The following is a 26,088-nucleotide window of genomic DNA, read 5'->3' on the forward strand; positions in this document are numbered from 1 at the left end:
CTACCCCCGCACCCCCACGTCCGCCAGGAACCCCCGCAGCGCATCGGCGACCTCGCCCGGCGCCTCCTCGGCCATGTGGTGGCCGCTCTCGATGGGGACCATGCGCGGCTTCCCGGTGGTCCACCCCCGCCAGATCCCCTCCAGGTCGGGGTAGAGCTCCTTCAGGTCGTCGCGGGTCGACCACATCACCATCACCGGGCACTCGACGCGACGTCCCGCGCGGCGGTCGGCCTCCTCGTGGTCGCGGTCGACGGTCAGTCCGGCCCGGTAGTCCTCCAGCATCCCGCGCACGGTGTCGGGGTCGGCGATCGCGCGCTGGTAGTCCTCCCAGGCCTCCGGGCCCATGTGCTCGGGCGTCCCGCCGTACCAGGCGGCCGGGTCGGCGAGGATGGCCCGCTCGGGTTTGTCGGGCTGGGCGAAGAAGAACCAGTGCCACCACTTGCGCGCGAAGGTCTCGTCGCAGCGCACGAGGTGCTCGCTGACGGGGATCGAGTCGCCGACGGTCAGCGCCGTCACCGCCGTGGGGTGGTCGAGGGCGAGCCGTAGTGCGGCGAGGCTGCCCCGGTCGTGGCCGACGACGGCGAAGCGCTCGAACCCGAGCGTGTTCATCAGGGCGAGGCAGTCGGCGGCGACGGCCCGCTTGGAGTGCGCGGAGTGGTCGCGGACCGGCTTGGGCTTCGACGAGCCGCCGTAGCCGCGCATGTCGGGGCAGACGACCGTGTGGTGCTCGGCGAGGCGTTCGGCGACGGCGTGCCAGGTGGCGTGGGTGCGCGGGTGACCGTGCAGAAGCAGCACGGGCGGTCCTTCGCCGCCGTGGCGGACGCGCAGGACGACGTCACCGACGTCGATGTGGTCTAGGGCGAAACCGGCGAACACCTTGCGGCTCTCCTTGGTCGGGAACAGGTCCGTGGAACCCCATACCCGTTCCGGCCATTTTCCAGACCTCTCGCAGGCCCGCGCGGTGGCCTCGGGGAGCCCGCCGGTCCGATGTGGACGGGCCGTTTTCATGGGCTAGCATCCCTGTCGATCTTCGCCCCATCGCACGTTCCACCCTCGAAAACCCGGAGAGCCCGCCCCATGAAGACTCCGTTTCGCGCGGCCTTTCGCCGTGCCGCCATCTCCGTCGTCGTGGCCTTCGGCGCCCTGACGGCCACGGTCGTCACCGCCACCCCCGCCGCGGCGGTCGGTCCCTGCGGATCGTCCTACAGCCACATCGGCCACTACGCCGTCAACAGCGGCTCGCAGGGCACCGGCGCCTACATCGACGTCTACTGGTCCTCGTCGGCCCAGCGCAACTGCGCCGTGCTCAACGGGACAGGCAAGACCTACGGCTCAGGAGCCCGCAAGGGCATCCTCATCTGGGCCAACGGCTACTACGACCGCTACGACCAGGACGACCGCGACTACAAGTACTACGCGGGCCCGGTCTACACGCCCTCGGGCATCAACATGTCCGGGCGCTGCATCAACGTCGAGGGCATCGTCGAGTTCCCCAACGGCGAGATCGCCGCCGGCCACCGCTACAACGTTCACTGCGGATAACGGCGTCACGCCGGGGTGACCTCGGTCGCCCCGGCTGGGCTCGCACGACCTAGGGGGTGTTTGCAAAGGGGTGGGATGATGGGTGGGTGATTCGTCGGTATGAGTTGTCGGATGCTGAGTGGGATGTGCTGGCCGGGCTGTTGCCGCCGGTGATGCAGGGTGGTCGGCCTCGTCTTGATGATCGGCGGGTGTTGAACGGGATCGTGTGGAAGATCCGTTCGTGTGCTCCGTGGCGGGATGTCCCTGATCGTTATGGTCCCTGGCGGAGTGTCTATGCGCGTTTTCGCAGGTGGGCGTTGGATGGGACGTTTCAGCGGCTGCTTGCGGGGTTGCAGGCCCGGGCTGATGCGCGTGGTGACCTCGACTGGCTCGTCTCGATCGATTCGACGATCACGCGTGCTCATCAGCACGCTGCTGGCGCTAAAGGGGGCGTGGTGATTCGGGCGAATCGGTTCACGCCATCGGACGATCCCGTGGTGGATTAACCACGAAGATCCACCTCGCCGCCGATGGGAACGGGCGTGTCCTGTCCTTTGTGCTCTCGGCGGGCAACGTCAATGACTGCACCCGCTTCGAACAGGTCATGGACTCGGTCAGCATCGCCCGCATCGGCCCGGGGCGGCCACGCACCCGGCCCGACCACGTCATCGCCGACAAGGGCTACTCCACCCAAGCGATCCGCACCCACCTGCGCAGACGCGGCATCTCCTGCACGATCCCCGAACGCGCCGACCACAAGACCAACCGCGCCCGCCGAGGCAGCCGCGGAGGCAGGCCGCCAGCCTTCGACCAGCAGCTCTACAAGAAACGCAACGTCGTCGAACGCTGCTTCAACCGGTTGAAGCAATGGCGCGGCATCGCCACCAGGTACGACAAAACCCACCAGTCCTACCAGGCAGCAATCACCCTCGCCACCATCCACCAATGGCTACCCACCTTTGCCGACACGCCCTAGGTCCGCGCCCGCGATGCCGCGTGCCTGCCGCGACCCGCGGCATCTGGCGAAGGCCCGCTGCGGCTGTGCCAGCGCCGCAGGCTCGTGTCCGCGTCACTCCAAATCCGTTTCCGGGTCCGTCTCCGTGTCGTTCAGCCAGTTGGCATAGGTCGCCAGGGAGCCCTGCTCCCGCAGGATCCAGTAGACGGGACCCTGGACGGCCTTGGGCCGGTTCTCCATTCCCGCGAACTTCAGGATCAGCATGGCCAGTGCGCTGGGGGAGTAGGCCACGTCGTCGTAGGCCCACACGATCGGAGCCGTCCGGTTGTTCTTCCAGGTTGCGCGGGCTCGGCGGGGATCGGCGGTCAGCCAATCACGCAGCGCGATGCGCTCGCGGCCGGTACGGGGGCGGAACTCCAAGGGCGTGCCGTCGGCGATGACCGCGCGGTCGATGAGGATGGCGACCGAATCGCGACGCCGTTTGCCCTTTTGGGCGCGGGTACGATACAGCAGGCCCTTGCTGGTGAGGTCCTGCTCGTCGACCTCGACGCCGGCGAGAACGTCGGCCACGACGGCGGCGGCACGATCTTCGTTCTGCACTGCTGTCTTGAGGTAGCCACCATCGCCATAGCGGTTCAGGACGGCGGTGATGAGCTGCGGAACAACCGCGGCGACGTCGTCGGCGGCTTTCGCGACGATCTCGGTCTCCCAGTCGCAGTACGGGTCTTTGATGCGTGGGGCGCCGAGGCGGCGCATGACGATGTGCGCGATCACGTGCCTGCCGAGGTCTGCAAGGCGGCCGGCGCTCTCCTTGAGCCGTCGCTCGGGGGAGTCGATGGCCGCGTTGACCGCACGCAGCAGCAGGACCCATCGCCACACCTGCTCGGCTTTCAGCGAACGAGTGAACAGCTTGTCGTAGAAGCCGGCCGGGGACTTCGCCCACAGCAGATCAGAGTTCTTTGCGGCTCGAACGGCGAGAGTGGGGTCGCGGTGGGCACAGACGAGGGCCTGCGCGGCTTCCTCCACCGTGCAGCCGTCGGCGGCGTCGGGGACGGTCTGGCCGCGTTTGACGACGTAGATCTTCTCATCGACGAAGTACCAGAACTCCTTGGCGAGCCGGTCCTGTTCGTCCTGCTGGGAAGCGAAGTCGCGGGCCTGAATCGGGTTCTGGGTGTTGGCTGCGCGTGTCAGCCGCACGGCGAAGCGCTCCTCGTCGCGAGGGACGGCGATGACCCGTACTTGGACACGGGAGTTCCCTGCGATGTCGGGATGCTGTTTCATCGCCCAGTGCACCGACGCGACCGTCTGGGCGCCGTTGACGACGCTGACGCCGGTCAGGTCGAGGATTTTCGGGGCACTGCTGCTGAAGGATCCGAAGGCGTGGGGTGCGACTTCGTCGGCCAAGATGGTGATGCCGTTGTTGAAGTACCAGAAGTCCTGCGGCCGCTCGGTGAGAGTGGTCCGCATGCGGTCGTTGACATCGGTGCGGCCGAGCGAGTGGCGGATGTTGAGGCCGAAGAGCCGGTCGCCGTGCTGTTCATACCAGTGCATGACCTGCTCGGCGGCCACCGAACCGTGGAAGGCGTGGTAGGGCTTGCTGACCTCGCCCCAGTCCGACAGCGTGACCTGTTGGAGATCTACGGGGCTGTCGACGCCGCCTCCGACGACGATGCCACTGAGGTCTTTGAGCCGCACGATCTTGACCGTGGCCTGTTGAGGGCCGGTGGTGAAACCCTCGCAGGCTTCGGTGAGTGGCCGTTCGGCGTCCGCGGCGATCGGGTGGTCTCCGGCGAGGACGATTATCACGGTCATCCGCAGCACACCGCCGAGCACAGGGAGGATGAGCGGTGCGAGGTTCTGGACCCGTTCGTTGAAGTGCTGGAACTGGCCGTTGACGAGGTATTTGAGGCCTTCGACGGTCGCCAGCGCGGCTGGCTTGTTGAGACTGGCGCTCCCGCTCTTGCTCCACTTTGACTGGACGACGACGAGGTGCCCAGGGGCGATGCCGATCGCGTCGAGTCCCTGATCGTCGAAGCCGTCGACGACGAAGCCTCCGGCTTTGGCCGGGGTGCAACCGAGGGTGTGGCCGACCATGAGCGCGGCAAGCGCCCGCGTGTAGAACACGTCCTTCGGGTTCCCGACCTTCGCGGCCGCGTCGGTCAGGTCGATGTGTTCGCGGTAGTGGGCGTCTAGATGGTCGCTGATCCGCTTCAGGTGGAAGTCGGCGAACTGGTTCACGTCGGCACCCCCGGTGTCGTGCATCCCTTGTGGATTAAGGGATAGCACGACCACCGAGGGTGTTCGGCGGCGGTGTCGGTGGAGCCGTCGGCTCCACGGGCCGAGCCGGGTCCAGTCGCGGCGGACCATGTGTCGCAGGTGGTTCTTCTCCCACACTCGGCCCGGGGTTCGTGATCTTGTATTTTTCGCGAGCGAGCCTCTCCAGGCTGGCGCGGGTGAACCGATGCTCGCTGTGCTCCTCAAGGCTGTCGTGAGCTGCCGTCCAGATAGTCACTTGCTCCAAGCTGAACTCACCTACGAGGGGCCCGAGGCAGATCTCGTAGTACTCCGGCTCCTTCTTCTCGGGCTTCGCCGGGTCGTACCAGGGCCCCACGCCCCTTCCCAACGCCATGATGATCTTCGCCATCTCGCTCCCTCCATCGGCCCTAAAGCTGGTCCCGGTACTGCCCGAGTTCATCCGCCGCGGCGGAGAGCGCGCTCGCGACGCTCTCCAACTCCGTCGCTGCGGCAATCGCCTTGCCCTGCGCGTCGGCAGGCACGTCGGAGGCCGAACTCTCCCCGACGGCGGCGACGGGCGCCACGACCCTCTCCCGCAGATCCTGCACGACCTGCGCGCATACCGTCTGCAAGCCGTCTAAATCGATCAACACGCCGTCCACGACCCGGATGACATCATCCACGCCCGGATCCCCCTGACTTAGCGTCAGGCGCGCCAGCGTGTCGCCCGGTGGCGACTCGCGCACGACCCCGTTGCGGCTCCCATTCCACATCGTGCATAACGCCAGCTCACGACCCGTGCAGACGATCCCGGTCACGACGGGGCAAGATGGATCCCTGCCCACACGCACCGCCACCAAGATCGCACTCAGCGATCGCGATGGCGTTCACCGTCGACGGAAGGCGCCTGTGAACACCGGTAAGCACCAGGAGCTCGTGAACTTCATCTGGTCGGTCGCCAACCTCCTCCGTGGCGACTACAAGCAGGCCGACTACGGCAAGGTGATCCTGCCTTTCACTGCGCTGCGCCGCTTCGAATGCGTCCTGGAGCCGACCCGGAAGAAGGTCCTTGCCGCCATCGCCGCCGGCGACGACTACCCCAAGGCCCTCATGGCCGCCGCCGAGCAGCGCTTCTACAATGTCTCGGGTCACTCCCTCGCCTCGATTGCCGCCGCGCCCGAGGACACCGCCGCCAACCTCGGCGACTACGTCGTGAAGTTCTCCGACAACTCCCGCGAGGTCTTCGACCGTTACGGCTTCGCCGTCCAGATCGAGAAGCTGCGCGAAGCCGAGCTGCTGCACCTGGTCGTCGCGAGGTTCGCCGACATCGACCTTCATCCCGACGTCGTCGACAACCACCAGATGGGCTACGTCTTCGAAGAACTGATCAGGAAGTTCTCCGAGGCCTCGAACGAGACCGCCGGCGAGCACTTCACCCCTCGCGAGGTCATCCGGCTCATGGCGGGCTTGCTCATCGCCCCCGACCTCGACGGCTTGGAGGACTACGCCCACCGCACGGTCTACGACCCGGCCTGCGGGACCGGCGGCATGCTCACCACGGCAGCCGACTTCATCCACGAGAGCCGGCCAAAGGTGAAGGTGAGCGTTTTCGGTCAGGAGCTCAACCCGGAGTCGTGGGCGATCTGCCGCTCGGACCTGATGATCAAGGGCGAGGACGCCGAACGCATCAAGCTCGGCAACTCCTTCAGTCAGGACGGCCTGACCGGCGTCAACGACCAGTTCCACTACATGCTCTCCAACCCGCCTTTCGGCGTGGAGTGGAAGAAGGTCAAAGAGGCGGTTGAGGACGAGGCCAAGAACCCCGACGGGAGGTTCAGTGCCGGCCTCCCGCGGATCAACGACGGCTCCCTCCTCTTCCTGCAGCACATGATCTCGAAGATGGTCCCCGCCGCGATGGGCGGAAGCCGGATCGCGATCGTCTTCAACGGCTCACCGTTGTTCACAGGGGCGGCCGGGTCGGGAGAGTCGGAGATCCGCCGCTGGATCATCGAGGGTGATCTTCTCGAAGCCGTGGTCGCGTTGCCCGACCAGCTCTTCTACAACACCGGGATCAGCACGTACTTCTGGATTCTGACCAACCGTAAGGATCAGAAGCACAAGGGCAAGGTCATGCTCATTGACGGCCGTGAGCACTGGACGAAGATGCGCAAATCCCTGGGGGACAAGCGCAAGATGGTCAGTGCCGAGCAGATCCAGGAGCTACAGGACCTGTACAAGGACGCGCTCGCCGCCGCCGCCGACCCCGAGCACCAGTGGCATGGCAAGGTGAAGGTCTTCGAGAATGACGCCTTCGGCTACCACCGCATCACCGTCGAGCGGCCGCTTAAGTTGCGCTTCGAGGTCACCCCTGGGGCGGTCGACGAGCTCGAGCTCGCGTTGAAGAGCAACCGGACCACGGCGACGTACTCCTACCGTGATGACCTGCTAACGGCCCTCCGGACCCTTGTCGGCCGCAAGCTGTACAAGAAGGTGGACTTTGCCACCCTCCTCCGCGAGGTTTTCGCCGTCGAGGGCGTCGACAAGCCCCCGGCGGCCGTGGAGAAGTTGGTTTGGGCTGCGGTCTCCGTGCGGGATCCTGAGGGGGAGGTGCAGACCAAGAAAGGGAAGCCCGAGCCGGATTCGGAGCTGAGGGACTACGAGAACGTGCCCTTGGGTGAAGACATCGATGGGTACCTGGAGCGTGAGGTGAAACCGCACATCCCGGATGCCTGGGTGGACGAAACGAAGACCAAGGTCGGCTACGAGATCTCTTTCACGAGGCACTTCTATGTCTATACGCCACCCCGCTCGATCGCCGAGATCGACGAAGAGCTGAAGTTGCTCGAAGCCGAGATCCAGACTCTCCTCGGTGAGGTGACGCAGTGAGTTTGTGGCCGCAGCACTGGGATAATGCGCCCTTGTGGAGCATGTTTGATCGCATCAAGGACACCGGGCATCCCGAGGAGGAGATGCTGAGCGTCTACCGTGACTACGGAGTGATCAAGAAGAGCAGTCGGGATGACAACGCGAACCAGACGGCGGAAAACCGGAACATCTATCAGCTGATCGAACCTGGCTGGTTGGTAGTGAACCGTATGAAGGCGTGGCAAGGCTCGGTGGGGATCTCGCCCTATCGAGGCATCGTCTCAGGGCACTACCTCTGCTTCAAGCCACGACACTCGCACGAGGCCCGGTTTTTGAACTGGCTGCTTCGCTCCGGTGCTTACACCACCGAGTACGCACGTCTCTCGCGTGGTGTTCGTCCGAACCAGATGGAGATCGACAACGACCTCCTGCGTGGACTCCGCATCGTGCTTCCGCCGCTAGATGAACAACGCCGCATCGCCGACTTCCTCGGCGCCGAAACCGCCCGCATCGACCGGCTCACTCAGTCGCAGATTCAGCTCGAAGCGAAGCTCTTGGAACGGCGCGCCGGCAAGGTCTGGGCTGAAGTCACTGGTGCTGACCATGCCGAACTTCGGTGCACGAGCCTGCCGTGGGTCGATCGCATCCCGTCAGGCTGGCAGGAGGTCCGCCTAGGCTTGCTCGCCCGGATGGGTAGCGGTCATACGCCTAGCCGATCGCATCCGGAGTGGTGGATGGACTGCACGGTTCCTTGGATTACCACCGGCGAAGTAAGTCAGGTTCGTGACGATCGCCGCGAGGTCATCGAGAAGACGCGGGAAAAGATCAGCGAGCTCGGCCTCGCGAACAGCTCAGCCACGATCCACCTGGCGGGCACTGTTGTGCTGTGTCGTACGGCCTCGGCCGGCTATTCGGCCGTGATGGGCATCGACATGGCCACCAGCCAGGACTTCGTCACCTGGACCTGCGGTCCGCTACTTGACCCGTTCTACCTGCTGTGGTGCCTCCGCGCGATGCGCGCAGACCTGCTCGGACGGCTCGCCATGGGTTCGACGCATAAGACGATCTATGTACCGGATCTCCAGATGCTGCGTATTCCTCTACCGCCCATTGCCGAACAAGCGAGGATCGTGGAGGCCATTCGAGCCGCCAACCAGCGTGTGGACAGGCTCGTAGATGCCGTTCGGCGCCAACTCACCCTCCTCACCGAACGCCGCCAGTCCCTCATCACCGCCGCCGTCACCGGCCAGTTCGACGTCTCCACCGCCTCCGGCCGAGGAATCGAGTAACTCACATGCCCACCCCGCCCCGTGCCCACACTGAAGCCGCCTTCGAGGAGCACATCGTCTCCTCCCTTGTCTCCACCGGCTGGCGCGAAGGTTCGCCCACCACCTTCGACCCCGTCCTCGGTCTCGACCCTCACGACCTCTTCCGCTTCATCGCCGACACCCAACCCCGCGCCCTCGACAAGCTCACCGCCTCCTCCGGCGGCAACTTCGCCGCCTTCCAGTCCCACTTCCTCCAACTCCTCGCCAAGGACCTCGACGACCGCGGCACCCTCGACGTCCTCCGCCACGGCGTCAAGGACCGCGGCGTCCAGATCGACCTCGCCTACTTCCGCCCCGCCACCACCATGACCGCCGAGGCCACCGCCCGCTACCAGGCCAACCGCCTCACCGTCACCCGCCAGATCCACTTCTCGACCACCACTCCCCTTGAGTCGGTCGACCTCACCCTCCTCGTCAACGGCATCCCGGTCGCCACCGCCGAACTCAAGAACCCTCTCACCAACCAGAACGTCGAGAACGCCAAGAACCAATACCGCCTCCGCGACCCCCGTGAGCTCCTCTTCGCCCGCCGCGCTCTCGTTCACTTCGCGGTCGACCCCGACCTCGTCTTCCTCACCACCAAGCTCGACAAGGCCGCCACACGCTTCCTCCCTTTCAACCAGGGCACCGAAGGCCCCGGCGTCTCCGGCGGCGCCGGCAACCCGCCCAGCGCCGACGGCACCTACGCCACCTCCTACCTGTGGCGCGAGATCTGGGCCAAGGACACGTGGCTCGACCTGTTCCGCCGCTTCCTGCACCTCGTCGAGAAAGACAAAGACGGCAAGACCATTCCCCTACGCAAGCGCCCGCTGATCTTCCCCCGCTACCACCAGTGGCACGCCGTCCGCGAGCTCACCGCCGACACCGCCCGCCAGGGATCCGGCGGCAACTACCTTGTCATGCACTCGGCGGGCTCGGGCAAGTCGAACACCATTGCGTGGCTCGCCCACCGCCTCTCCAATCTGCACGGTTCGGCCGAGCCCGGCGACCTCGACGCCGAAGCCGTCGCCGCCGGCCGCGTTGCGGCCGACCAGCCTGTCTTCCACAAGATCGTCGTCGTCACCGACCGGACGGTCCTCGATGACCAACTCGGCAAGACCGTCTACCAGTTCGACCACGTTGCGGGCGTTGTCCGGCCCATCACGGGCCGCACGAACTCCAAGTCCGACGAGGTCGCTGCTGCCCTCGGCGACAGCGCCGTCAAGATCATCACCGCGACCGCGCAGACCTTCCCCTACGTCCTCCAAGGCGTGACGTCCCTCGCCGGGAAGCGTGTCGCGATCGTCATAGACGAGGCCCATTCGGGCCACTCGGGGGACACGCTCACCAAACTGCGCAACGTCCTGCGCGGCATGGGCGCCGACGACACCCCCGAGGAAGCCGACCCGCTCACCTCCTCGGCCTTGGCCCGAGGTAGGCACCCCAACCTGTCCTTCTTCGCCTTCACCGCCACCCCGAAGGCCAAGACCCTCCAACTCTTCGGCCTCCAGGACGAGTCCGGCCAGTACCGCGCCTTCCACACCTACTCGATGCGGCAGGCCATCGAAGAGGGCTTCATCCTTGACGTCCTGCGCAACTACGTCACCTACCAGACCTACTGGCGAGTGGCGGCCGAAGGCGCCGAGGACGTCGAGGTCGACCCGAAGAAGGCCACCAAGGAGATCGCGCGCTTCGTCTACCAGCATCCGCGGACCCTCCGGCAGCATGCCGAGATCATCATCGACCACTACCGCCGCAGTGTCGCCCGCCGTCTCGGTGGCCGCGCGAAGGCCATGGTCGTCACCTCCTCCCGCGCGGCAGCCGTGGACACCTACCAGGTGCTGCGCGAGGTCGCGCGCGACCTAGGCGTCGACGTCGGGATCCTCGTCGCCTTCTCTGGCACTCTCGAACTCGACGGCGTTGAGACCACCGAGGCCAAGCTCAACGGCTTCCCCGAGTCCCAGCTCCCCGACAAGTTCGCCTACACCCACGCCGACGCGGCCGCCACCGCCGGACGCACCGAGTATCGGATCCTCGTTGTCGCCGAGAAGTACCAGACCGGCTTCGACCAGCCGCTCCTGACGACGATGTACGTCGACAAGCCACTGTCCAATGTGGCTGCCGTTCAGACCCTCTCCCGACTCAACCGCACACACCCGCGCAAGAGCCAGGAGGACCTCTTCGTCCTCGACTTCGCCAACGACGTCGAGGACATTCAGGCCGAGTTCCGCAAGTACCACGAGACCGCGATCGCCCCCGACATCGACCCGAACGCGCCCTACGCCCTGCAACGCGATGTCATGAACCACCAGCTCTTCGGCGAGGCCGAACTCCAGTCCTTCGCCGACGCCTACATGTCGCAGAGGCCCGACGACGACACCGCCTCGCGCGAGGAGACCCGCCGCTGGGCCCGCCGCACGCACCCCGCGCTCTTCGCGCTCACCGAGCCTGCAAAGCGACGTTTCGTCGACCTGTCCGAAGTCGACCCCGAGGCGGCCGAGGCGTTCCGCAAAGACCTCGACGGCTTTTGCAAGACCTACGGCTTCATCTCCCAGATCACTGACTACGCCGACCCGGATCTGGAGCGCCTCTACCTCTACGCCAAACACCTCCTGCCGCGCCTGCCCCGCCGTTCCTCACCCGCCGCGGACTTCGGTGAAGTCACCTTGACCCACTTGAGCACGCGGCACACGGGCAAACACGACGTACACCTCGACGCCGAAGGCGAACAACTCATCCCCGGCACCGGGGCCGGCGGCGTCGCCGGTGGCGCGGAGCCGGAGGAGCTGTCGCTCGCCGAGATCATCGAGCGGATGAACGAGCGCTTCGGGTTCAACCTCAGCGACGTCGACCGCGTTCAGATGGAAGCGCGCTTCCAGACGGTCAAAGAAGACCCGGAACTCATCCAGGCCGCGTTGGTGGCGCGCAGCCCGGCCGAGTTCGCGATCCCGAGCGAGGAGGCCATCGACCGCCACTTCATGGCACACAAGACCAAGGCGGTCGAGCTGACCCGCCGCTTCGCCACGGACAAGGACATGCACGACCGAATCGTGACCGAATGGAACACGCTGCTCTACAACTCCATCCGTCGCGAACACGGCCGGGACGTCGCCGCCTGATCGAAACCGCTTTTCGCGGTGGGGAAGCCATGAACAAGGGGGTGGACAAGACGGTGTCATCGCATGGAGACTTTCCGTTAACCGGGGAGGGGGCCGGCTTTCAGTGACCGCGATTCCGACCGAGCCGACCGTGATCGGTGGCCGCTACGAGCTGACCCACCTCATCAAATCCGGTGGCATGGGCCAGGTGTGGAGCGCCTACGACACCACCCTCGACCGCCCGGTCGCGGTGAAACTCATCAAGCCCGAGCTGATCGAGACCATCACCGACCGGGAAGCCTTGACCGTCCGGTTCCGGCGCGAGGCGCGGGTGACGGCCCGTCTCGACCACCCCGGGGTGCCCACGGTCTACGACGCGCTCATTGACGCCGACGCCGAACAGCTTTACATGGTCATGCAGCTCGTCAGCGGCACCGACCTGCGCGACCTGCTCAAGCTGCGCGGGCGCCTGCCGGTCGAATGGGTCGCGGCGATCGCCGCCCAGGTCTGCTCCGTCCTCGCCCACGCCCACGCGCTGCCGGTCGTGCACCGCGACCTCAAGCCCGGCAACATCATGATCGCCGAGGACGGGACGGTGAAGGTCTGCGACTTCGGAATAGCCGCGATCCTGCTCACCGACGCCACTCGCGTGACCGCCGACCAGGCACCGGGTACATACAACTACATGTCGCCGGAACAGTTCCTCGCCTCCGGTGTGAGCCCGCGCAGCGACCTTTACTCCCTCGGGTGCGTCATGCACGAGCTGCTCACCGGCGACAAAGTATTCGACGGCACCAATCAGTTCGTGCTCATGAGGCAGCACAGCGACGAGCCGCCGATCCCTGTCGGCGACTTGGCGCCCGCTGTGCCCGAAGGACTCGGCGCGCTCGTGGCACGGTTGCTCGCTAAGAGCCCGCAGGACCGGCCGGAAAGTGCCCGCGAAGTACACGAACGGCTCACGCCGTTCCTGCCACGGGCGAGCGACTCCAGACCCGGTCCGACTGGCGACGGCGACCCGACCAGCCCGTTTCGGCACCCGTTCGCACTGCGCAAGACGCCGCTGCCGCCGGAGGGCGCGTTGCCCGCGCTGCCACCAGCGAAGCGTCCCGTCGCCTTCGAGGGCTTCGTCGCTGACCTGGCGCAGGCCCAGGAACACGCCTGGCAGCTTGTCGAGGACGAACGCTTCTCGCAGGCCCTCGGGGTCCTCGCCGAAGCACTCGAACCCGCCGAGCAGGTCATGTCCCACGACGAGCCGGAGCTTCTCGACGCCCGCCGCATGTACGCGGTCACGATGCTGTTCGGCGGGGACGCCCGAGGAGCTCTCCCGAAGTTCACCATGCTTGCCGCAGACCTCGCCGAAGCGTATGGACCCGACGACGAAGCCGTTTACGTCATGCGGCTGAGCGCCGCACAGTGCCACGTGCGCCTCGGAGATGTGCCCGAAGCCGTCGCCGCCTATCGCGAAGTCCTGCGGGACTTGCCCGACCACCGTGCGCCACTAGCCCTCGAAGCACGACGGCACCTCGGCGTCATCCTCGCCTCCTCCGGCGACCCCACCGCCTCCGCGGAGGCCCGCTCCCTCCACGCCGACCTCGTCGCCGCCCACGGTCCCGACGACCCCCGCGCCGCCGAAGTCGCCGACCTCATCTCCCGCCTCGACGACAACGACCCGTCCTGACCGCAGCGAACGAAAGCCGCCGCCATGCCGTCCCTCGCCCTGGCCCACTCCTTCCTCCTCGACTTCGGCATGCTCCAAAAGCGCGTCCGCCGCGACGTCGTCGACGTGATCCTGCGCTTCGAGAAGATCCCCGCCGTCGACCTGCGCAAGAGGAACGGCACCCACCTCGAGAAGATCAACGGCCAGCGCGACCCGCGCACCCGCACGATCCGCATCGACGGGTTCTGGCGTGGCATCGTCATGGCCCCCGACGACGGCGGCCAGACCTATGTCCTGCACAAGGTCCTGCCCCATGACGATGCGATCGAGTGGGCCAAAAAGCACGCCTTCGGCGTCAACAGCGCCACCAGGCGCATGGAGGTCCGCGACGTCGAGGCGATCGAGGAGCACACCTCCGCCAATGCCGCCGCCACCCCGCACACCGTTCCGAAACTCTTCGCGGCGTTGTCCGACGGGGAGCTCGGGACCCTCGGCATCGATCCGCTGACCCTCGCCTTCGCACGCACCCTCACCCGAAAGAACCAGGTCGAGACCGCCGCCGAGTTCCTCCCCGAAGACCAGCACGAGGTGCTGATGTTTCTCGCCGAGGGCTTCAGCGTCGAGGAGGTGTGGCGCGATATCGTTGCCCACCGCGCACAGCCCCAGGCCGCGGCGTCCGAACTCGAAGCCGCCGTGCGGTCCACACCGAACCGGATCGTTCTCGTGGAGGGCTCCGGCGACCTCGCCGAGGCCCTCGACAAGCCGTTCGAGGCCTGGCGCGTGTTCCTGCACCCCGCACAGCGGAAGGTCGCCTACCGGCCCAGCTACCCCGGCCCCGCGCAGGTCGCCGGCGGCCCTGGCACCGGCAAGACCGTCGTCGCCCTGCACCGGGTCGCCTTCCTCCTCGGGCACCTGCGCCCCGGCGAGCGGATCCTGCTGACCAGCTACACCAACGCGCTCGTCGACTCCTTGACCATGTCCCTGGCACTGCTCGTCGAGGACCCGGCTCTTCGCGAACGGGTCGACATCATGACCGTCGACTCTTTCGCCCGGAAGGTGCTCGCCGAGCATGGCACGGTTCCACGGCCACTACGTGGCGACCGCGAACCGGGGTACTGGGAAGAGATCATCGACGCACGCTTCCTGCCCTGGACAGCGCCGCAGCTCGCACAGGAGTACCGGCACGTCGTCCTCGCCCGCGACGTCCGCGACGAGGACGGCTACCTCGCCGCCGACCGCGCCGGTCGAGGCTCGCGCCTGGCGCCGAGCATGCGCCCCCTCATGTGGGCTGCCATGAACGACTTCGAGAAGAAGCTCGCCGCCAAAGGCGAGGGCACCTACCTCGGTTGGTGCCGCGACGCCGCCGACCTCCTCGCCGAAAACGGACCCCGCTACCGGCACATCGTCGTCGACGAGGCCCAGGACCTTCACCCCGCCCAATGGCGGCTGCTGCGCGCCGCCGCGCCCGCCAAGTACGACGACCTGTTCATCGCCGCCGACCCGCACCAGCGCATCTACGACTCGCGGGTCTCGCTGAAGTCCCTCGGCATCAACGTCGTCGGCCGCAGCACGAAGATGCGCCGCAACTACCGCAGCACCCGCCAGATCCTCGGCTGGGCCGCCGCGCTCGTACCCGGAGCCGTCGCCGCGCTTGCCGACGGCGCGGACGACTCGCTCGCCGGGTACCGCTCAGTGCTGGAAGGCCCCGAGCCTGTCGTGTTCGCGGCCGCCTCGGTCAAGGAGGAGGAAGACCGGCTCGTCGAGGTTGTGCGCGTCTGGATTACCCAGGACGCGTCTCGTGAGTCGATCGGAGTGGCGGTCCGCTTCAACCGGACCGCCGACAAGCTCATCGACCGCCTGAAGAAGGCCGGTATCCCGGCGACCGACCTGCGCACGTCGACGGCGAACGCCGTGCGCGTCGGCACGATGCACGCGTTCAAAGGCCTCGAATTCCGCTCTGTCGCCGTGTTCGGCGCCAGCCGGGAGGCCCTGCCTTTCCCCAAGGCCATGACCGATGCCGACATCGACCGAGTCCAGCACGAGATCGACCTTGCGGCAGAGCGGAACCTGCTGTTCGTGGCATGTACCCGCGCCCGCGATCAGCTCCACGTCTCCTGGACCGGTGACGCGAGTCCGTTCCTCGTTGAGGCCGGCGTTGCCTGACGCCTAGGTCCGCGCCCGCGATGCCGCGTCGTAGACCGCCGGGTACAGCGCGTGCGCCAGCGTCCGGTAGCCCTCCGCCGACGGGTGCAGCCCGTCGGGGCACAGCATGCCCCGATCAGTGCGGAACACCACACCGCAGCGCGCGGCCAGGTCCACCGGCACGCCGCCCGCCAGCCGAACGGCAGGAGCCTGCGCCCGCGCCAGCCGCGACCCGCGCCACCCTGCGATGGCCCGCAACGGCTGCGCCAGCGCCCGCAGGCTCGACAGGTCCGGGCAGGTGCCGACCACGACCGAGGTGCCGGCGTGGCTCAGCTTGCGCACCGCCCCGGCCAGCTGCGCCACCGACTCCGAGGGGTGCATCGTCTCGGTGAGGCCGTTGAGGAGGATCACCGCCACGTCGGGCGGCTCCGAGAGCAGCGAGCGGGCGACCTGTGTGTGCAGGTCACCGGTGTCGGCGCCGGGGACGGCGACGCTCGACAGCGCCACACGGTGCCGCACGCCCGCCAGGAGTTCGGCGAGGACCCCGCCGACCGAGTCGGAGGCGTCCTCCACGCCCACACCGGCGGCGAGGCTGTCGCCGAACATGACGAGTTTGAGCGGCGTCGCGTCGGAGTCGCCGAGCCACATGCGCATGTGGGGGCCGTGCGCGGAGTGCTCCTGGCGCGCCCGTCTGGCGGCGAGCAGCTCGACGGCCATCACGGCGGCGCCGGTCACGACCGCCACACTCGCTCCGATCGCCGCCGAATATCCGGCCCGGCGCAGCAGAGTGGACAGCCTCATGCCCGGCTCCTTCCCGTTCGATGGGTGGCTTGTGCCATAGGCTACCCGCGTGAAGTACTACGAATCAGTGGTCGACCTGATCGGGGGAACCCCGCTGGTCCGGCTCAACAAGGTGACCGAGGGCGTCGAAGGCCTGGTCCTGGCCAAGGTCGAGTACGTCAACCCCGGCGGGAGCGTCAAGGACCGCATCGCGGTCCGCATGATCGACGACGCCGAGGCGGCCGGCCTGCTCAAGCCGGGCGGGACGATCGTCGAGCCGACCTCGGGCAACACCGGCGTGGGCCTGGCCATCGTCGCGCAACAGCGCGGGTACAAGTGCGTCTTCGTCTGCCCCGACAAGGTCAGCGAGGACAAGCGCAACGTCCTTCGCGCCTACGGTGCCGAGGTCGTCGTCTGCCCCACCGCCGTCGACCCGGCCGACCCCCGCTCCTACTACGAGGTCTCCGACCGGCTCGTCCGCGAGATCGACGGCGCCTGGAAGCCCGACCAGTACAGCAACCCGGCCAACCCCCGCTCCCACTACGAGACCACCGGCCCCGAGCTGTGGGAACAGACCGAGGGCAGGATCACGCACTTCATCGCCGGCGTCGGCACCGGCGGCACCATCTCCGGCGTCGGGCGCTACCTCAAGGAGCAGTCCGGCGGGCGCGTGAAGGTCATCGGCGCCGACCCCGAGGGCTCGGTCTACTCCGGCGGGACCGGCCGCCCCTACCTGGTCGAAGGCGTCGGCGAGGACTTCTGGCCCTCCGCCTACGACACCGAGGTCACCGACCAGATCATCGAGGTCTCCGACAAGGAGTCCTTCGCCATGACCCGCCGCCTCGCGCGCGAGGAAGGGCTCCTGGTCGGCGGATCCTGCGGCATGGCGGCCGAGGCGGCACTGCGCGTCGCCCGCGAGGCCGGCCCCGACGCCGTCGTCGTCGTCCTGCTCCCCGACGGCGGCCGCGGCTACCTGTCGAAGATCTTCAACGACGAGTGGCTCGCCCGCTACGGCTTCCTGACCGCCGACGGCCAGACCACCGTCGCCGACGTGCTCGCCGGCAAGAGCGGCGACATCCCCGACCTGGTCCACGTGCACCCCAACGACCCGGTCCGCGACGCCATCGACATCCTCCGCGAGTACGGCGTCTCCCAGATGCCCGTCCTCAAGGCCGAACCGCCCGTCGTCACCGGCGAGGTCGCCGGGTCGGTCGCCGAGCGCGACCTCCTGGAGGCCGTGTTCTCCGGCCGGGCGCAACTGGCCGACCCCGTCGAGAAGCACGTCAGCGATCCCCTGCCGATGATCGGCGGCGGCGAACCCGTCGGCCACGCCGTGGCGCTGCTGGAGAAGCACGACGCGGCCCTCGTCCTCATCGACGGCAAGCCCCGGGGCGTCATCACCCGGCAGGACCTGCTCGCCTACGTCCAGACCGGCTGACCGGTCCGCGGACACGATTAATCCCCGGTCCCCTTGGTGGGCAAGGAGACCGGGGATTGATCTTGCGACGCTCCTTAGACGGAGGCGTTCGGGTCGGTCGGGTTCAGCGTCTCGTCGGCGGGCTGGTAGTAGTCGCCCGAGGTGCCGTCGGCGTCGGTCCCGTAGACCTCTCCGTCGGAGATGAGGCCGTCCTCGTTCACGTCCGACTCGGCGTAGTCGAAGGTGCCGTCGTTGTTGCTGTCCTCGACGAAGGTGTCCAGGCTGCCGTCACCGTTGGTGTCGATGAGGGCTTCCTCGATCGTGCCGTCGTTGCCCTCGTCGTGGAGGTAGGCGTCGGCAGTGCCGTCATTGCCCAGGTCCACCTCGTACTCGACGCCGCCCTGGCCGTCGTCGTAAGCGGTGATCGAGTCCTCGGTGCCGTCGCCGTCGATGTCCGCGGTGTATTCGTCGGTCATTGTTCTGTCCCCTCAGAAAAGCGGTTCTGCGTGCCTCAGTCTGTCGCCTTGACCTGACCGACTCTACGAGGCCGGACAGGGGGCGTAAATCGCGGATTCGTGCCAGCGCGTAGTCGTCGACACAGGGTGGTTTCGTGTTCACGCGACGCGATGACCTGCGCGTTCTATCCCCAGCTTCGCGAGGACAGCACGAGCAGGTAACCGTCGGGGTCACGCACGGTCACGCCCCACTGGTCCCAATAGGGATTGTGGGCCGCGACGCGCTCGCCGCCGTGCTCGGTGAGCCGGTCGATGAGCGCGTCCTCGACCGGCCGCCCGAGATAGAGCACGAACAGGTCGTCCGCGGTGGGTGACGGGACCACCGTGCCCGACGGACCGCGCGTCAGCTCGAAGTGCCAGCCCGCGCCGGGCAGGCCGGCCATGAGCAGCTCATGTTCGCCTTCGGCCGGGTCGGTCTCCTTGTAGAGCACCGTGAGGCCCAGGCCGTCGACATAGAAGCGCTCGGCCGCCGCGAGATCACGCGAGGGCCGGGCGATGCGTACGTGGGTGTTCGCCTCGATCATGGTCGGAGAGCCTACGACCTGCGGAACAGGCGGGCGTAGCGGCCGCTGTCTCGTGTGAAGTCGATGATCCGGACGGGATTGCGGGCCGGGTCGGCGAACACGGCGTAGTGGCCGGTGGCGATCTCGGTCGGGGGCAGCAGCCAGGTGAGTTCGGTCTTGTCGGCGTGGAAGGCGGTGACGTCGTCGACCCGGAACACCGGGCCCGGGCCGGCCTTCATCTCCAGCGGATGGCGTTCGAGCATGATCTCGACCGGTCCGGACTCGCCGGCCGACAGAAGGAGGGTGTCCTCGTCGGGCCGGGCGACGTCCTTGAAGCCCAGCCCCCGATAGAGCTCGGCGACGGCCTCCAGGTCCTCGACGGGATACATGGCGCACAGCAGTTCCATGCGAAGTTACTCTGCCGTAACAATGCTCGCCCGGCAAGCGCGGTGACGCCCCGGCCGGAGACCGTCACCGCTGGTCAATCGTCCTTTGTGGACTCACTGCGTGAGGTCGCCGGCGGAAACCCTTGGGCGATAAGGGAAAGTGATGTCAAGTTACAGGTGTCGCTCGGTGTACTCCGCCGACGCGAAGTGCCCGGCCTGCGGAGCCAGCGGTTCGAGCTCGCCGTCGATGCCGTCGCCCAGCGACTCCGCGTCGTCGGAAGGGGAGTAGAACGCCGCCGGTGGCAGCGCCCAGAACCGGCGCTTGTTGCCCGAGACGGCGTAGACCGTCGAGAAGTGCGTGTCGGCGGCCACGGCGGCTCGCACGAAGCCCACGCAGTCGTCGGGGCTGAGCCAGGTCGACAGTTCGCGCACGGTGGACGGACGCTCCTCGAAGCTCCCGATGCGCAGGCACACCACCGAGACGCCGAACTTGTCGGAGTACATGCGCCCCAAGGCTTCCGCCGCCACCTTGCTGACGCCGTAGAGGCCGTCGGGACGCGGTGGTTCCTCCGGGGTGGTGACGTGGGAGTTCGGGTGGAAGCCGCCCACCCGGTTGCTGCTGGCCAGGACGACCCGCCGGATCCCGTGCAGGCGGGCGGCCTCCAGCACGTTGTGCGTGCCGAGCACGTTCGCCGCCAGCAGGTCCGCCAGCGGTGCCTCGTCGGCGATCCCGCCCATGTGCACCACCGCGTCGACGTTCTTGAGCGCGGCGGCGACTCCCGGGCCGTCGGTGAGGTCGACGGTGTGGACGGTCTCGTTGGCCGCTTCGGGCGTCAGCGGAACGCGGTCGAGGAGGACGAGGTCGGTGCCGGGGTCCTCGCGCAGGCGTGTGCGGAGGAGCGAGCCGATGGCGCCTGCGGCGCCGGTGATGGCGAGGGAGGGCATGGGGGGAGGGTAGTCGAGGGTTCAGGAGCCGGGGGGCAGAAGCGCGGGTTGGGGGTTGGGCGTGGGCTCTCTTCGAGTAACGCCTCTATGTTCTCTTCCAGGACACTGCCGGCGAAGAGCACTCCGCTCACTCCACCACCCACCCCGCGTACCGCCGCAACCCCTGCGCCGTCGCGAGCTGGTTCCCGAGGTCCAGCAGCGTGTCCTCCGACCCCGGCGGCCCGATCAGCTGCACCGCCGCCGGCAGCCCGTCTCCCCGCGCGCCGCTCGGCAGCACCAGCGCGGGCAGCCCCGTCAGGTTCCACGCCGACGTGAACGTGTTCAGCCGCGTCGAGGCCGCCAGGTTGCTGCGCCAGCTCCTCGTCGACCACTGCTCGGCGACGGGCGCCGGCCCCGGCAGCGCCGGTGTGATGAGCACGTTGAAGGACTCCTGCCCGAACCACTCGGCGGCGCGCCTGCGCCAGCCGTCGGCGGCCGACATGAGGCCGTTGAGGTACACGCGCTGCCCGATCGAGGCGTGGCGGCGGGTCCGTCGCTCCAGGCGTCCTTTGTCCAGCCGCAGCGACGACAGGTAGGCCGTGGCGGTCCACGACGAGAAAATGGCGCCGTAGGCCGTCGGCGGCAGCGTGAAGGCGGCCCGGTGGGCGTCGTGCCCGGCGTTGGTGAGCAGCCGGATGATCTGCCGCAGCGACTCCCACTCGGCGCGGTCGGTGTGCTTCCCGGCCAGCGGCGGCGACGCGGTGACGGCGATGCGCAGCCTCTCGGGCGTCCCCGGCTCGTAGACGTCCCCGCCGGGCTTGACGCTCTGCCCGGCCAGCACGCCGAAGGTCGCGGCGACGTCGCCGACGGTGGTCCCCGCGATCGCCGGCGTGGCCAGCCCGAACCAGTCGCCGGCACCGGGAAGCGCCGGCAGGACACCGCGACCGGGCTTGAACCCGACCACGCCCGCCGCGGCGGCGGGCACGCGGATCCCGCCGAGGGCGTCGACGCCGACGGCGACGGGAACGGTCCCGTAGGCCACCGCGGCGACGGCACCGGCCTCGGCGCCGCCGATCCCGCGGTCGTCCCGCCACGGATTGCGCAGGCCGTCCGAAGTGGACCAAAGACCCAGCTCGGTGACCTTGGTGGTACCCGCGATCACGGCGCCCGCGCCGCGAAGGCGGCGCACGGCCTCGTGGTCGGCGTCGGCGATGGTGGTCCCCGCCGCCGCGCTGCCGTGCCTCGTGGACATCCCGGCGACCTGGAACTGCTCCGAGACGGCCACCGGGACCCCGGCGAGCGCGAGGCTGCCGAGGTCCGGTAGATCGTCCACTGTGGCCGCTTCGGCGAGGGCGTCGACCGAGCGGAGGGTGCCGTAGGGGTCGCCGTACCGTCCACTCACGACGGTCGCGGCACGGCGCATGTGCTGGTCGACGACCGCACCCGCCGTGGCGTCCCCGCGCCGTACCGCGCGCGCGATCTGCCGCGCGGTGGTCGCTGCCCAGCTCACCAGTTCCCTCTCTAGTCCCCGAAGGCCTGGGAAAGGTCCGCGAGCAGGTCCTCGGCGTCCTCGATGCCCACCGACAGGCGGACCAGGTCGCCGGGCACTTCGAGCGGGGTTCCCACGGCCGACGCGTGCGTCATCCGGCCCGGGTGCTCGATCAGCGATTCCACGCCGCCGAGCGACTCGCCGAGCGTGAACAGTTTAGTGCGGTTGCACAGGTCCAGGGCGGCCTGCTCGCCGCCGCGCAGCCGGACCGAGACCATCCCGCCGAAGCGGCGCATCTGCGCGGCCGCGATCTTGTGGCCGGGGTGCTCGGTGAGGCCGGGGTAGAGGACGTGGGTGATGTCGGCGCGGCCGGAGAGCCAGTCGACGATCCGCTCGGCGTTGTCGCAGTGGCGCTCCATGCGCACCGCGAGGGTCTTGATGCCGCGCAGGGTCAGCCACGCGTCGAAGGGGCCGGAGACGGCGCCCATCGAGTTCTGGTGGAAGGCGAGGTTCTCGGCCAGGGCGGGATCGCGGACGACGAGCGCGCCGCCGACGACGTCGGAGTGCCCGCCGACGTACTTGGTGGTCGAGTGCACGACGACGTCGGCGCCCAGGTTCAGCGGCTGCTGCAGGTAGGGCGAGGCGAAGGTGTTGTCGACGACCAGGAGCGCGCCGGCCTCGTGGGCGATGACGGCGAGGGCCTCGATGTCGGCGATGCCGAGCAGCGGGTTGGTCGGCGTCTCGATCCAGATGACCTTGGTGTCGCTGGTGATGGCGGCGCGCACGGCGTCGAGGTCGGACACCGCGGCGGGCGTGTAGTCCAGGCCCCAGCGGGAGGCGACCTTGGCGAAGAGCCGGTAGGTGCCGCCGTAGGCGTCGTCGGGGATGACCACGTGGTCGCCGGGGGAGCAGACCGCGCGCAGGAGAGTGTCCTCGGCGGCGAGCCCGGAGGCGAACGCGAACCCGTGGGTGCCCTGTTCGAGGGCGGCCAGGCACTCTTCCAGCGCGAGGCGCGTGGGGTTCTTGGTGCGGCTGTACTCATAGCCGTTGCGCATCTCGCCGACGGAGTCCTGGAGATATGTGGACGTGGCGTAGATGGGCGTGACGACCGCGCCAGTGACGGGGTCGGCCGGTTGCCCGGCGTGAATCGCTCGGGTGGAGAAGCCTTCGGTCATACCCGTGAGTGTCGCCTACGAGAGAGATCGACGTGCATCGTCCCGGCCGTTTCGCGCCCGCGAGTCGCTGACATCACGTGCCGCGCGCGCTCGCGCGAGCGAGAATGGAGGCATGTTCCTACGCCGTGTTCCGGAGATGCCCGACCCTTCGCGCGCCCTGCCCGGCCGGGCCGAGGCGATGCCGGTCCCGTCGAAGCACACCGTCCTCGGCACGCCCATGACCGGGCCGTGGCCGCAGGACACCGAGATCGCGATCTTCGGGATGGGCTGCTTCTGGGGCGCCGAGCGGATCTTCTGGCAGCTCGACGGGGTGTACAGCACCTCCGTCGGCTACGCCGGGGGCTATACGCCGAACCCGAGCTACGAAGAGGTGTGCAGCGGGTTCACCGGACAGAACGAGGTCGTGCAGGTCGTGTACCGGCCGTCGGTGATCTCGTACGAGTCGCTGCTGAAGGTGTTCTGGGAGAACCACGACCCGACGCAGGGAATGCGGCAGGGCAACGACATCGGGACGCAGTACCGCTCGGCGATCTACACGACGACCGACGCGCAGCTGGAGGCCGCGCTGGCCTCACGGGAGGCGTTCGGGCCGGTGGTGTCGAAGGCCGGGTTCGGCGAGATCACCACCGAGGTGACGCCGCTGCGCGGTGAGTACTACTACGCCGAGACCTACCACCAGCAGTACCTCGACAAGAACCCCGGCGGGTACTGCAACATCGGCCCGAACGGCATGAGCTGCCCGGTGGGTGTCGGAAAGGTCGAGTAGGCCCTGTTCCTCCAGCCGCACCGCCCCCGGGCCGGCCGAGAGCCACGACTTCCCGTCTTTGAGGTCGCAGGCCCGCCGGGGTGACGTCGGGGATCTCGGCGGGGACAGGTCGCAGGTGAGCGCGGCGCCGCCCTCCCCTACTCCCCGAAAGGCTTCGCCGCCATCAGCACCGCCACCAGCGCGTACAGCACCAGTGCCAGTCCGCCCAGCGCCAGCAGCCGGCCGCGGTGCTGGTCGACGCGGGCTCCGGCGAGGGCCGCGGCGGCGGGGTCGTCGGGCGTGTCGGCGACTTCGGGCGAGGCCGTGTGGGCCTCCTCGACGTGCCGGGCGGCGCGCGACATGATCGCCGGCAGCGCGGCGACGTCGATGAGCAGCGCGATCACGTAGACGGTGATGGAGATCGTCACCCAGGGGGTACCGAAGCGATAGGTGTCCGAGGAGTTCAGCGCGAGCACGCCGAACGCGGCGATGACGAGGGTGACCGCGCCCAGTTGCAGGGTGCGCTTGGCGACCCGGCGGATCTGCTCGGCGTCGCGCTGGGCGAGCCCTCGCACGGCGAGGAAGGGGATGACGGCGGCCGGACCGGTGAGCAGTACGGCCGCCAGAACATGCATGGTGACCACGAAGCGGTACATACGGTGATGCTATTGCCGAACGGGCCTTGTCGGGGGCGTCTGGGAGCATGCGGCACATGAGCGACGCGACCGCCGCCGACTATCGCTGGCTCGACGAAGGGGACGCCGGTCTCGTCGAGGCCTACTGCATGACCTTCCTGCGCGGCCTTGCTCCGCGCCAGGTGCTCACGGCCCTCGAAACCGAGCCCGTCGAGACCCTCACCGGCGCCGAGTCGCTGCACGACGCGGTCTCCGAGGCCTACGAGATCCACGACGGCGACCGCCTGCTCGTCGCGGTCGCCGAGCTGGACGGCTGGACTCTGATGATCGAGCCCAACGGCTATCTGGGCACCTTCGATGAGGTGATGCGGCCCCTGTCGGCCGCAGGCGGCCGGGTCGTGTCGCACTTTCGCAACGTCAACGCCGCCGACCACTTCCACCTGTGGGACGACGGTGAGCTGCGGCTGCACTTCGAGCCCCTGTTCCCCTTCCACCGCGACGGCCCCGACGCCGACGCGCTCGCCGGGGAACTCGAAGCCGCCGGCTTCGACCTGAGCGAGGACGCCGGCTACGACCGGCACACCGAGGCCGCGTGGGCACTGGGGGAGCGCCTGACCGGCGTGCGCGTCACCGCCCGGACGCTGGCGGACACGACCTTCGTGTGCGGCCTGGCGCCGGTCCCGGGCAGGTGAACGAGAACGGGGCCCCGAAAGGCCCCGCTCCACCTCCGAGTCGCGCGGGGCTGTCTCCTTCCCCGGCGCGACCCTCACATCACTTACGTCAGCGCAGCCCGGCGAACAGGTCGTCCTCGGGCTTGACCGTCTCCACGCGCGACTCGACGAGCTCGAAGTCCTCCGTCGGCCACGCCTTCTGCTGGACGTCCATCGGCACCGAGAACCAGAACCCGTCGGGATCGACCTGCGTGGCGTGCGCCCGCAGCGCGTCGTCGCGCAGCGGGAAGTACTCGGCGCACTCGACGCGCGTCGTGATGCGCGGGCCCTTGTCGCGGGTCCAGTCGCGCTCGGTCAGCCACTCCGCGTACGGCGAGTCCAGACCGGCGGCGACCATGGCCTCGTGCAGCGCCGTGACGCGCTGGCGGCCGAAACTCATGTGGTAGTACAGCTTCAGCGGCTGCCAGGGCTCACCGAACTCCTGGTAGCGGTTCCCGTCACCGGCCGCCTTCCACGCCTCCATCGTGACCTCGTGGGTCTTGATGTGGTCGGGGTGGGGGTAGCCGCCGTCCTCGTCATAGGTGGTGATGACGTGCGGCTTGAACTCGCGGATGAACTTCACCAGCGGAGCGGCGGCGACCTCGATGGGCTTAAGGTAGAAGCAGTCCTCCGGCAGCTCGATGTCGGAGTCGGGCAGCCAGCCCTCCGGCAGGCCGGAGTCGACGAAGCCCAGCCACTGCTGGCGGATCCCGAGGATCTCCCGCGCGGTCTCCATCTCCTTGGCCCGGATCTCGGTGATGTTCTTCCACACCTCCGGGCGGTCCATCTTCGCGTTGAGCACGCTGCCCCGCTCACCACCGGTGCAGGTGACGACCAGGACGTCGACGCCCTCCTTGACGTACCTGGCCATGCTCGCCGCGCCCTTGCTCGACTCGTCGTCGGGGTGAGCGTGCACGGCCATCAGGCGCAACTGTTCGGGTGCGTCAGACACCACATGTCTCCTTATTTCGCGGATGTTCACCGATGAGTCCCAACGGCTCCTCCGGCGGTCTTATGCCCCGGGCGGGC

At 68.2% G+C, this 26,088-nt stretch carries 22 protein-coding genes and 1 pseudogene; 10 read left to right on the forward strand and 13 right to left on the reverse strand.

Annotated elements, in window-relative coordinates; translation table 11 throughout:
• A complete protein-coding gene (locus tag AB0I28_RS16995) occupies window positions 1–876 on the reverse strand; it encodes an alpha/beta hydrolase (protein WP_357494156.1) in 876 nt (291 codons plus the stop codon).
• Between the two features lie 201 nt (window positions 877–1,077).
• On the opposite strand from AB0I28_RS16995, the gene AB0I28_RS17000 reads away from it, so the two are divergent.
• A complete protein-coding gene (locus tag AB0I28_RS17000) occupies window positions 1,078–1,542 on the forward strand; it encodes a hypothetical protein (protein WP_357494158.1) in 465 nt (154 codons plus the stop codon).
• Window positions 1,543–1,631: 89 nt separating this feature from the next.
• Window positions 1,632–2,497: pseudogene (locus AB0I28_RS17005) on the forward strand (IS5 family transposase).
• A 93-nt stretch (window positions 2,498–2,590) separates the two neighbouring features.
• Here the strand turns inward: AB0I28_RS17005 and AB0I28_RS17010 are convergent.
• From AB0I28_RS17010 to AB0I28_RS17020, 3 genes are read right to left on the reverse strand one after another with little or no spacing between them, the layout of a single operon-like run.
• Window positions 2,591–4,738 carry an AIPR family protein gene (locus tag AB0I28_RS17010; RefSeq protein WP_357494160.1) on the reverse strand — a complete coding sequence of 716 codons (2,148 nt, stop codon included), beginning with the start codon at window positions 4,736–4,738 and terminating at the stop codon, window positions 2,591–2,593.
• A 10-nt stretch (window positions 4,739–4,748) separates the two neighbouring features.
• Window positions 4,749–5,120 carry a hypothetical protein gene (locus AB0I28_RS17015; protein WP_357494162.1) on the reverse strand — a complete coding sequence of 124 codons (372 nt, stop codon included), beginning with the start codon at window positions 5,118–5,120 and terminating at the stop codon, window positions 4,749–4,751.
• 19 nt (window positions 5,121–5,139) lie between these two features.
• Complete coding sequence (locus AB0I28_RS17020) at window positions 5,140–5,529, reverse strand: hypothetical protein (RefSeq protein WP_357494163.1); 390 nt, start codon at window positions 5,527–5,529, stop codon at window positions 5,140–5,142.
• On the opposite strand from AB0I28_RS17020, the gene AB0I28_RS17025 reads away from it, so the two are divergent.
• The 5 genes from AB0I28_RS17025 to AB0I28_RS17045 all read left to right on the forward strand — a co-directional run bounded on the left by AB0I28_RS17025 (window position 5,510) and on the right by AB0I28_RS17045 (window position 15,801).
• The gene (locus AB0I28_RS17025) at window positions 5,510–7,597 is read left to right on the forward strand and encodes a class I SAM-dependent DNA methyltransferase (protein ID WP_357494165.1); all 2,088 of its coding nucleotides are present in this window, start codon (window positions 5,510–5,512) and stop codon (window positions 7,595–7,597) included. The genes AB0I28_RS17020 and AB0I28_RS17025 overlap by 20 nt on opposite strands.
• Window positions 7,594–8,865 carry a restriction endonuclease subunit S gene (locus tag AB0I28_RS17030; protein WP_357494167.1) on the forward strand — a complete coding sequence of 424 codons (1,272 nt, stop codon included), beginning with the start codon at window positions 7,594–7,596 and terminating at the stop codon, window positions 8,863–8,865. Before AB0I28_RS17025 ends, AB0I28_RS17030 begins: the two co-directional genes overlap by 4 nt.
• 5 nt (window positions 8,866–8,870) lie before the next feature.
• The gene (locus AB0I28_RS17035; protein WP_357494169.1) at window positions 8,871–12,002 is read left to right on the forward strand and encodes a type I restriction endonuclease; all 3,132 of its coding nucleotides are present in this window, start codon (window positions 8,871–8,873) and stop codon (window positions 12,000–12,002) included.
• A 103-nt stretch (window positions 12,003–12,105) separates the two neighbouring features.
• Window positions 12,106–13,659, forward strand: coding sequence for a protein kinase (locus AB0I28_RS17040; RefSeq protein ID WP_357494171.1), 1,554 nt, complete (start codon window positions 12,106–12,108; stop codon window positions 13,657–13,659).
• A 24-nt stretch (window positions 13,660–13,683) separates the two neighbouring features.
• Complete coding sequence (locus tag AB0I28_RS17045; RefSeq protein ID WP_357494173.1) at window positions 13,684–15,801, forward strand: UvrD-helicase domain-containing protein; 2,118 nt, start codon at window positions 13,684–13,686, stop codon at window positions 15,799–15,801.
• A 3-nt stretch (window positions 15,802–15,804) separates the two neighbouring features.
• Here the strand turns inward: AB0I28_RS17045 and AB0I28_RS17050 are convergent, their stop codons facing one another.
• Window positions 15,805–16,581 (reverse strand): SGNH/GDSL hydrolase family protein, encoded by a 777-nt coding sequence (locus AB0I28_RS17050; RefSeq protein ID WP_357494175.1) that lies wholly within the window; start codon window positions 16,579–16,581, stop codon window positions 15,805–15,807.
• A 49-nt stretch (window positions 16,582–16,630) separates the two neighbouring features.
• On the opposite strand from AB0I28_RS17050, the gene AB0I28_RS17055 reads away from it, so the two are divergent.
• On the forward strand, window positions 16,631–17,998 hold the full coding sequence (locus AB0I28_RS17055) for a cystathionine beta-synthase (protein WP_357494177.1): 1,368 nt from the start codon (window positions 16,631–16,633) through the stop codon (window positions 17,996–17,998).
• A 74-nt stretch (window positions 17,999–18,072) separates the two neighbouring features.
• Here the strand turns inward: AB0I28_RS17055 and AB0I28_RS17060 are convergent, their stop codons facing one another.
• The 6 genes from AB0I28_RS17060 to AB0I28_RS17085 form a co-directional block, all read right to left on the reverse strand.
• Window positions 18,073–18,453 carry a hypothetical protein gene (locus AB0I28_RS17060; RefSeq protein WP_357494179.1) on the reverse strand — a complete coding sequence of 127 codons (381 nt, stop codon included), beginning with the start codon at window positions 18,451–18,453 and terminating at the stop codon, window positions 18,073–18,075.
• Between the two features lie 164 nt (window positions 18,454–18,617).
• A complete protein-coding gene (locus AB0I28_RS17065) occupies window positions 18,618–19,016 on the reverse strand; it encodes a VOC family protein (RefSeq protein ID WP_357494181.1) in 399 nt (132 codons plus the stop codon).
• 11 nt (window positions 19,017–19,027) lie between these two features.
• The gene (locus AB0I28_RS17070; RefSeq protein WP_357494183.1) at window positions 19,028–19,402 is read right to left on the reverse strand and encodes a hypothetical protein; all 375 of its coding nucleotides are present in this window, start codon (window positions 19,400–19,402) and stop codon (window positions 19,028–19,030) included.
• A 150-nt stretch (window positions 19,403–19,552) separates the two neighbouring features.
• Window positions 19,553–20,326 carry an NAD(P)-dependent oxidoreductase gene (locus AB0I28_RS17075; protein ID WP_357494185.1) on the reverse strand — a complete coding sequence of 258 codons (774 nt, stop codon included), beginning with the start codon at window positions 20,324–20,326 and terminating at the stop codon, window positions 19,553–19,555.
• Between the two features lie 127 nt (window positions 20,327–20,453).
• Complete coding sequence (locus tag AB0I28_RS17080; protein ID WP_357494186.1) at window positions 20,454–21,815, reverse strand: amidase family protein; 1,362 nt, start codon at window positions 21,813–21,815, stop codon at window positions 20,454–20,456.
• Window positions 21,816–21,826: 11 nt separating this feature from the next.
• Window positions 21,827–22,969 carry a cystathionine gamma-synthase gene (locus AB0I28_RS17085; protein ID WP_357494188.1) on the reverse strand — a complete coding sequence of 381 codons (1,143 nt, stop codon included), beginning with the start codon at window positions 22,967–22,969 and terminating at the stop codon, window positions 21,827–21,829.
• A gap of 112 nt (window positions 22,970–23,081) precedes the next feature.
• Between AB0I28_RS17085 and msrA the strand changes: the two genes are divergently transcribed.
• A complete protein-coding gene (gene msrA, locus AB0I28_RS17090; protein ID WP_357494190.1) occupies window positions 23,082–23,735 on the forward strand; it encodes a peptide-methionine (S)-S-oxide reductase MsrA in 654 nt (217 codons plus the stop codon).
• A gap of 137 nt (window positions 23,736–23,872) precedes the next feature.
• Here msrA and AB0I28_RS17095 read toward each other — a convergent pair whose 3' ends face one another.
• Entirely contained in the window at window positions 23,873–24,370 is a 498-nt protein-coding gene (locus AB0I28_RS17095) for a DUF2269 family protein (protein ID WP_357494192.1), read from the reverse strand.
• 56 nt (window positions 24,371–24,426) lie between these two features.
• On the opposite strand from AB0I28_RS17095, the gene AB0I28_RS17100 reads away from it, so the two are divergent.
• Window positions 24,427–25,041 carry a DUF6461 domain-containing protein gene (locus AB0I28_RS17100; protein ID WP_357494194.1) on the forward strand — a complete coding sequence of 205 codons (615 nt, stop codon included), beginning with the start codon at window positions 24,427–24,429 and terminating at the stop codon, window positions 25,039–25,041.
• A gap of 88 nt (window positions 25,042–25,129) precedes the next feature.
• Here AB0I28_RS17100 and mca read toward each other — a convergent pair whose 3' ends face one another.
• Window positions 25,130–25,981, reverse strand: coding sequence for a mycothiol conjugate amidase Mca (gene mca / locus AB0I28_RS17105; protein ID WP_357494287.1), 852 nt, complete (start codon window positions 25,979–25,981; stop codon window positions 25,130–25,132).
• Between the last annotated feature and the right edge of the window lie 107 nt (window positions 25,982–26,088).

This window comes from Phytomonospora sp. NPDC050363 (assembly GCF_040655735.1).
GTDB lineage: Bacteria > Actinomycetota > Actinomycetes > Mycobacteriales > Micromonosporaceae > Phytomonospora.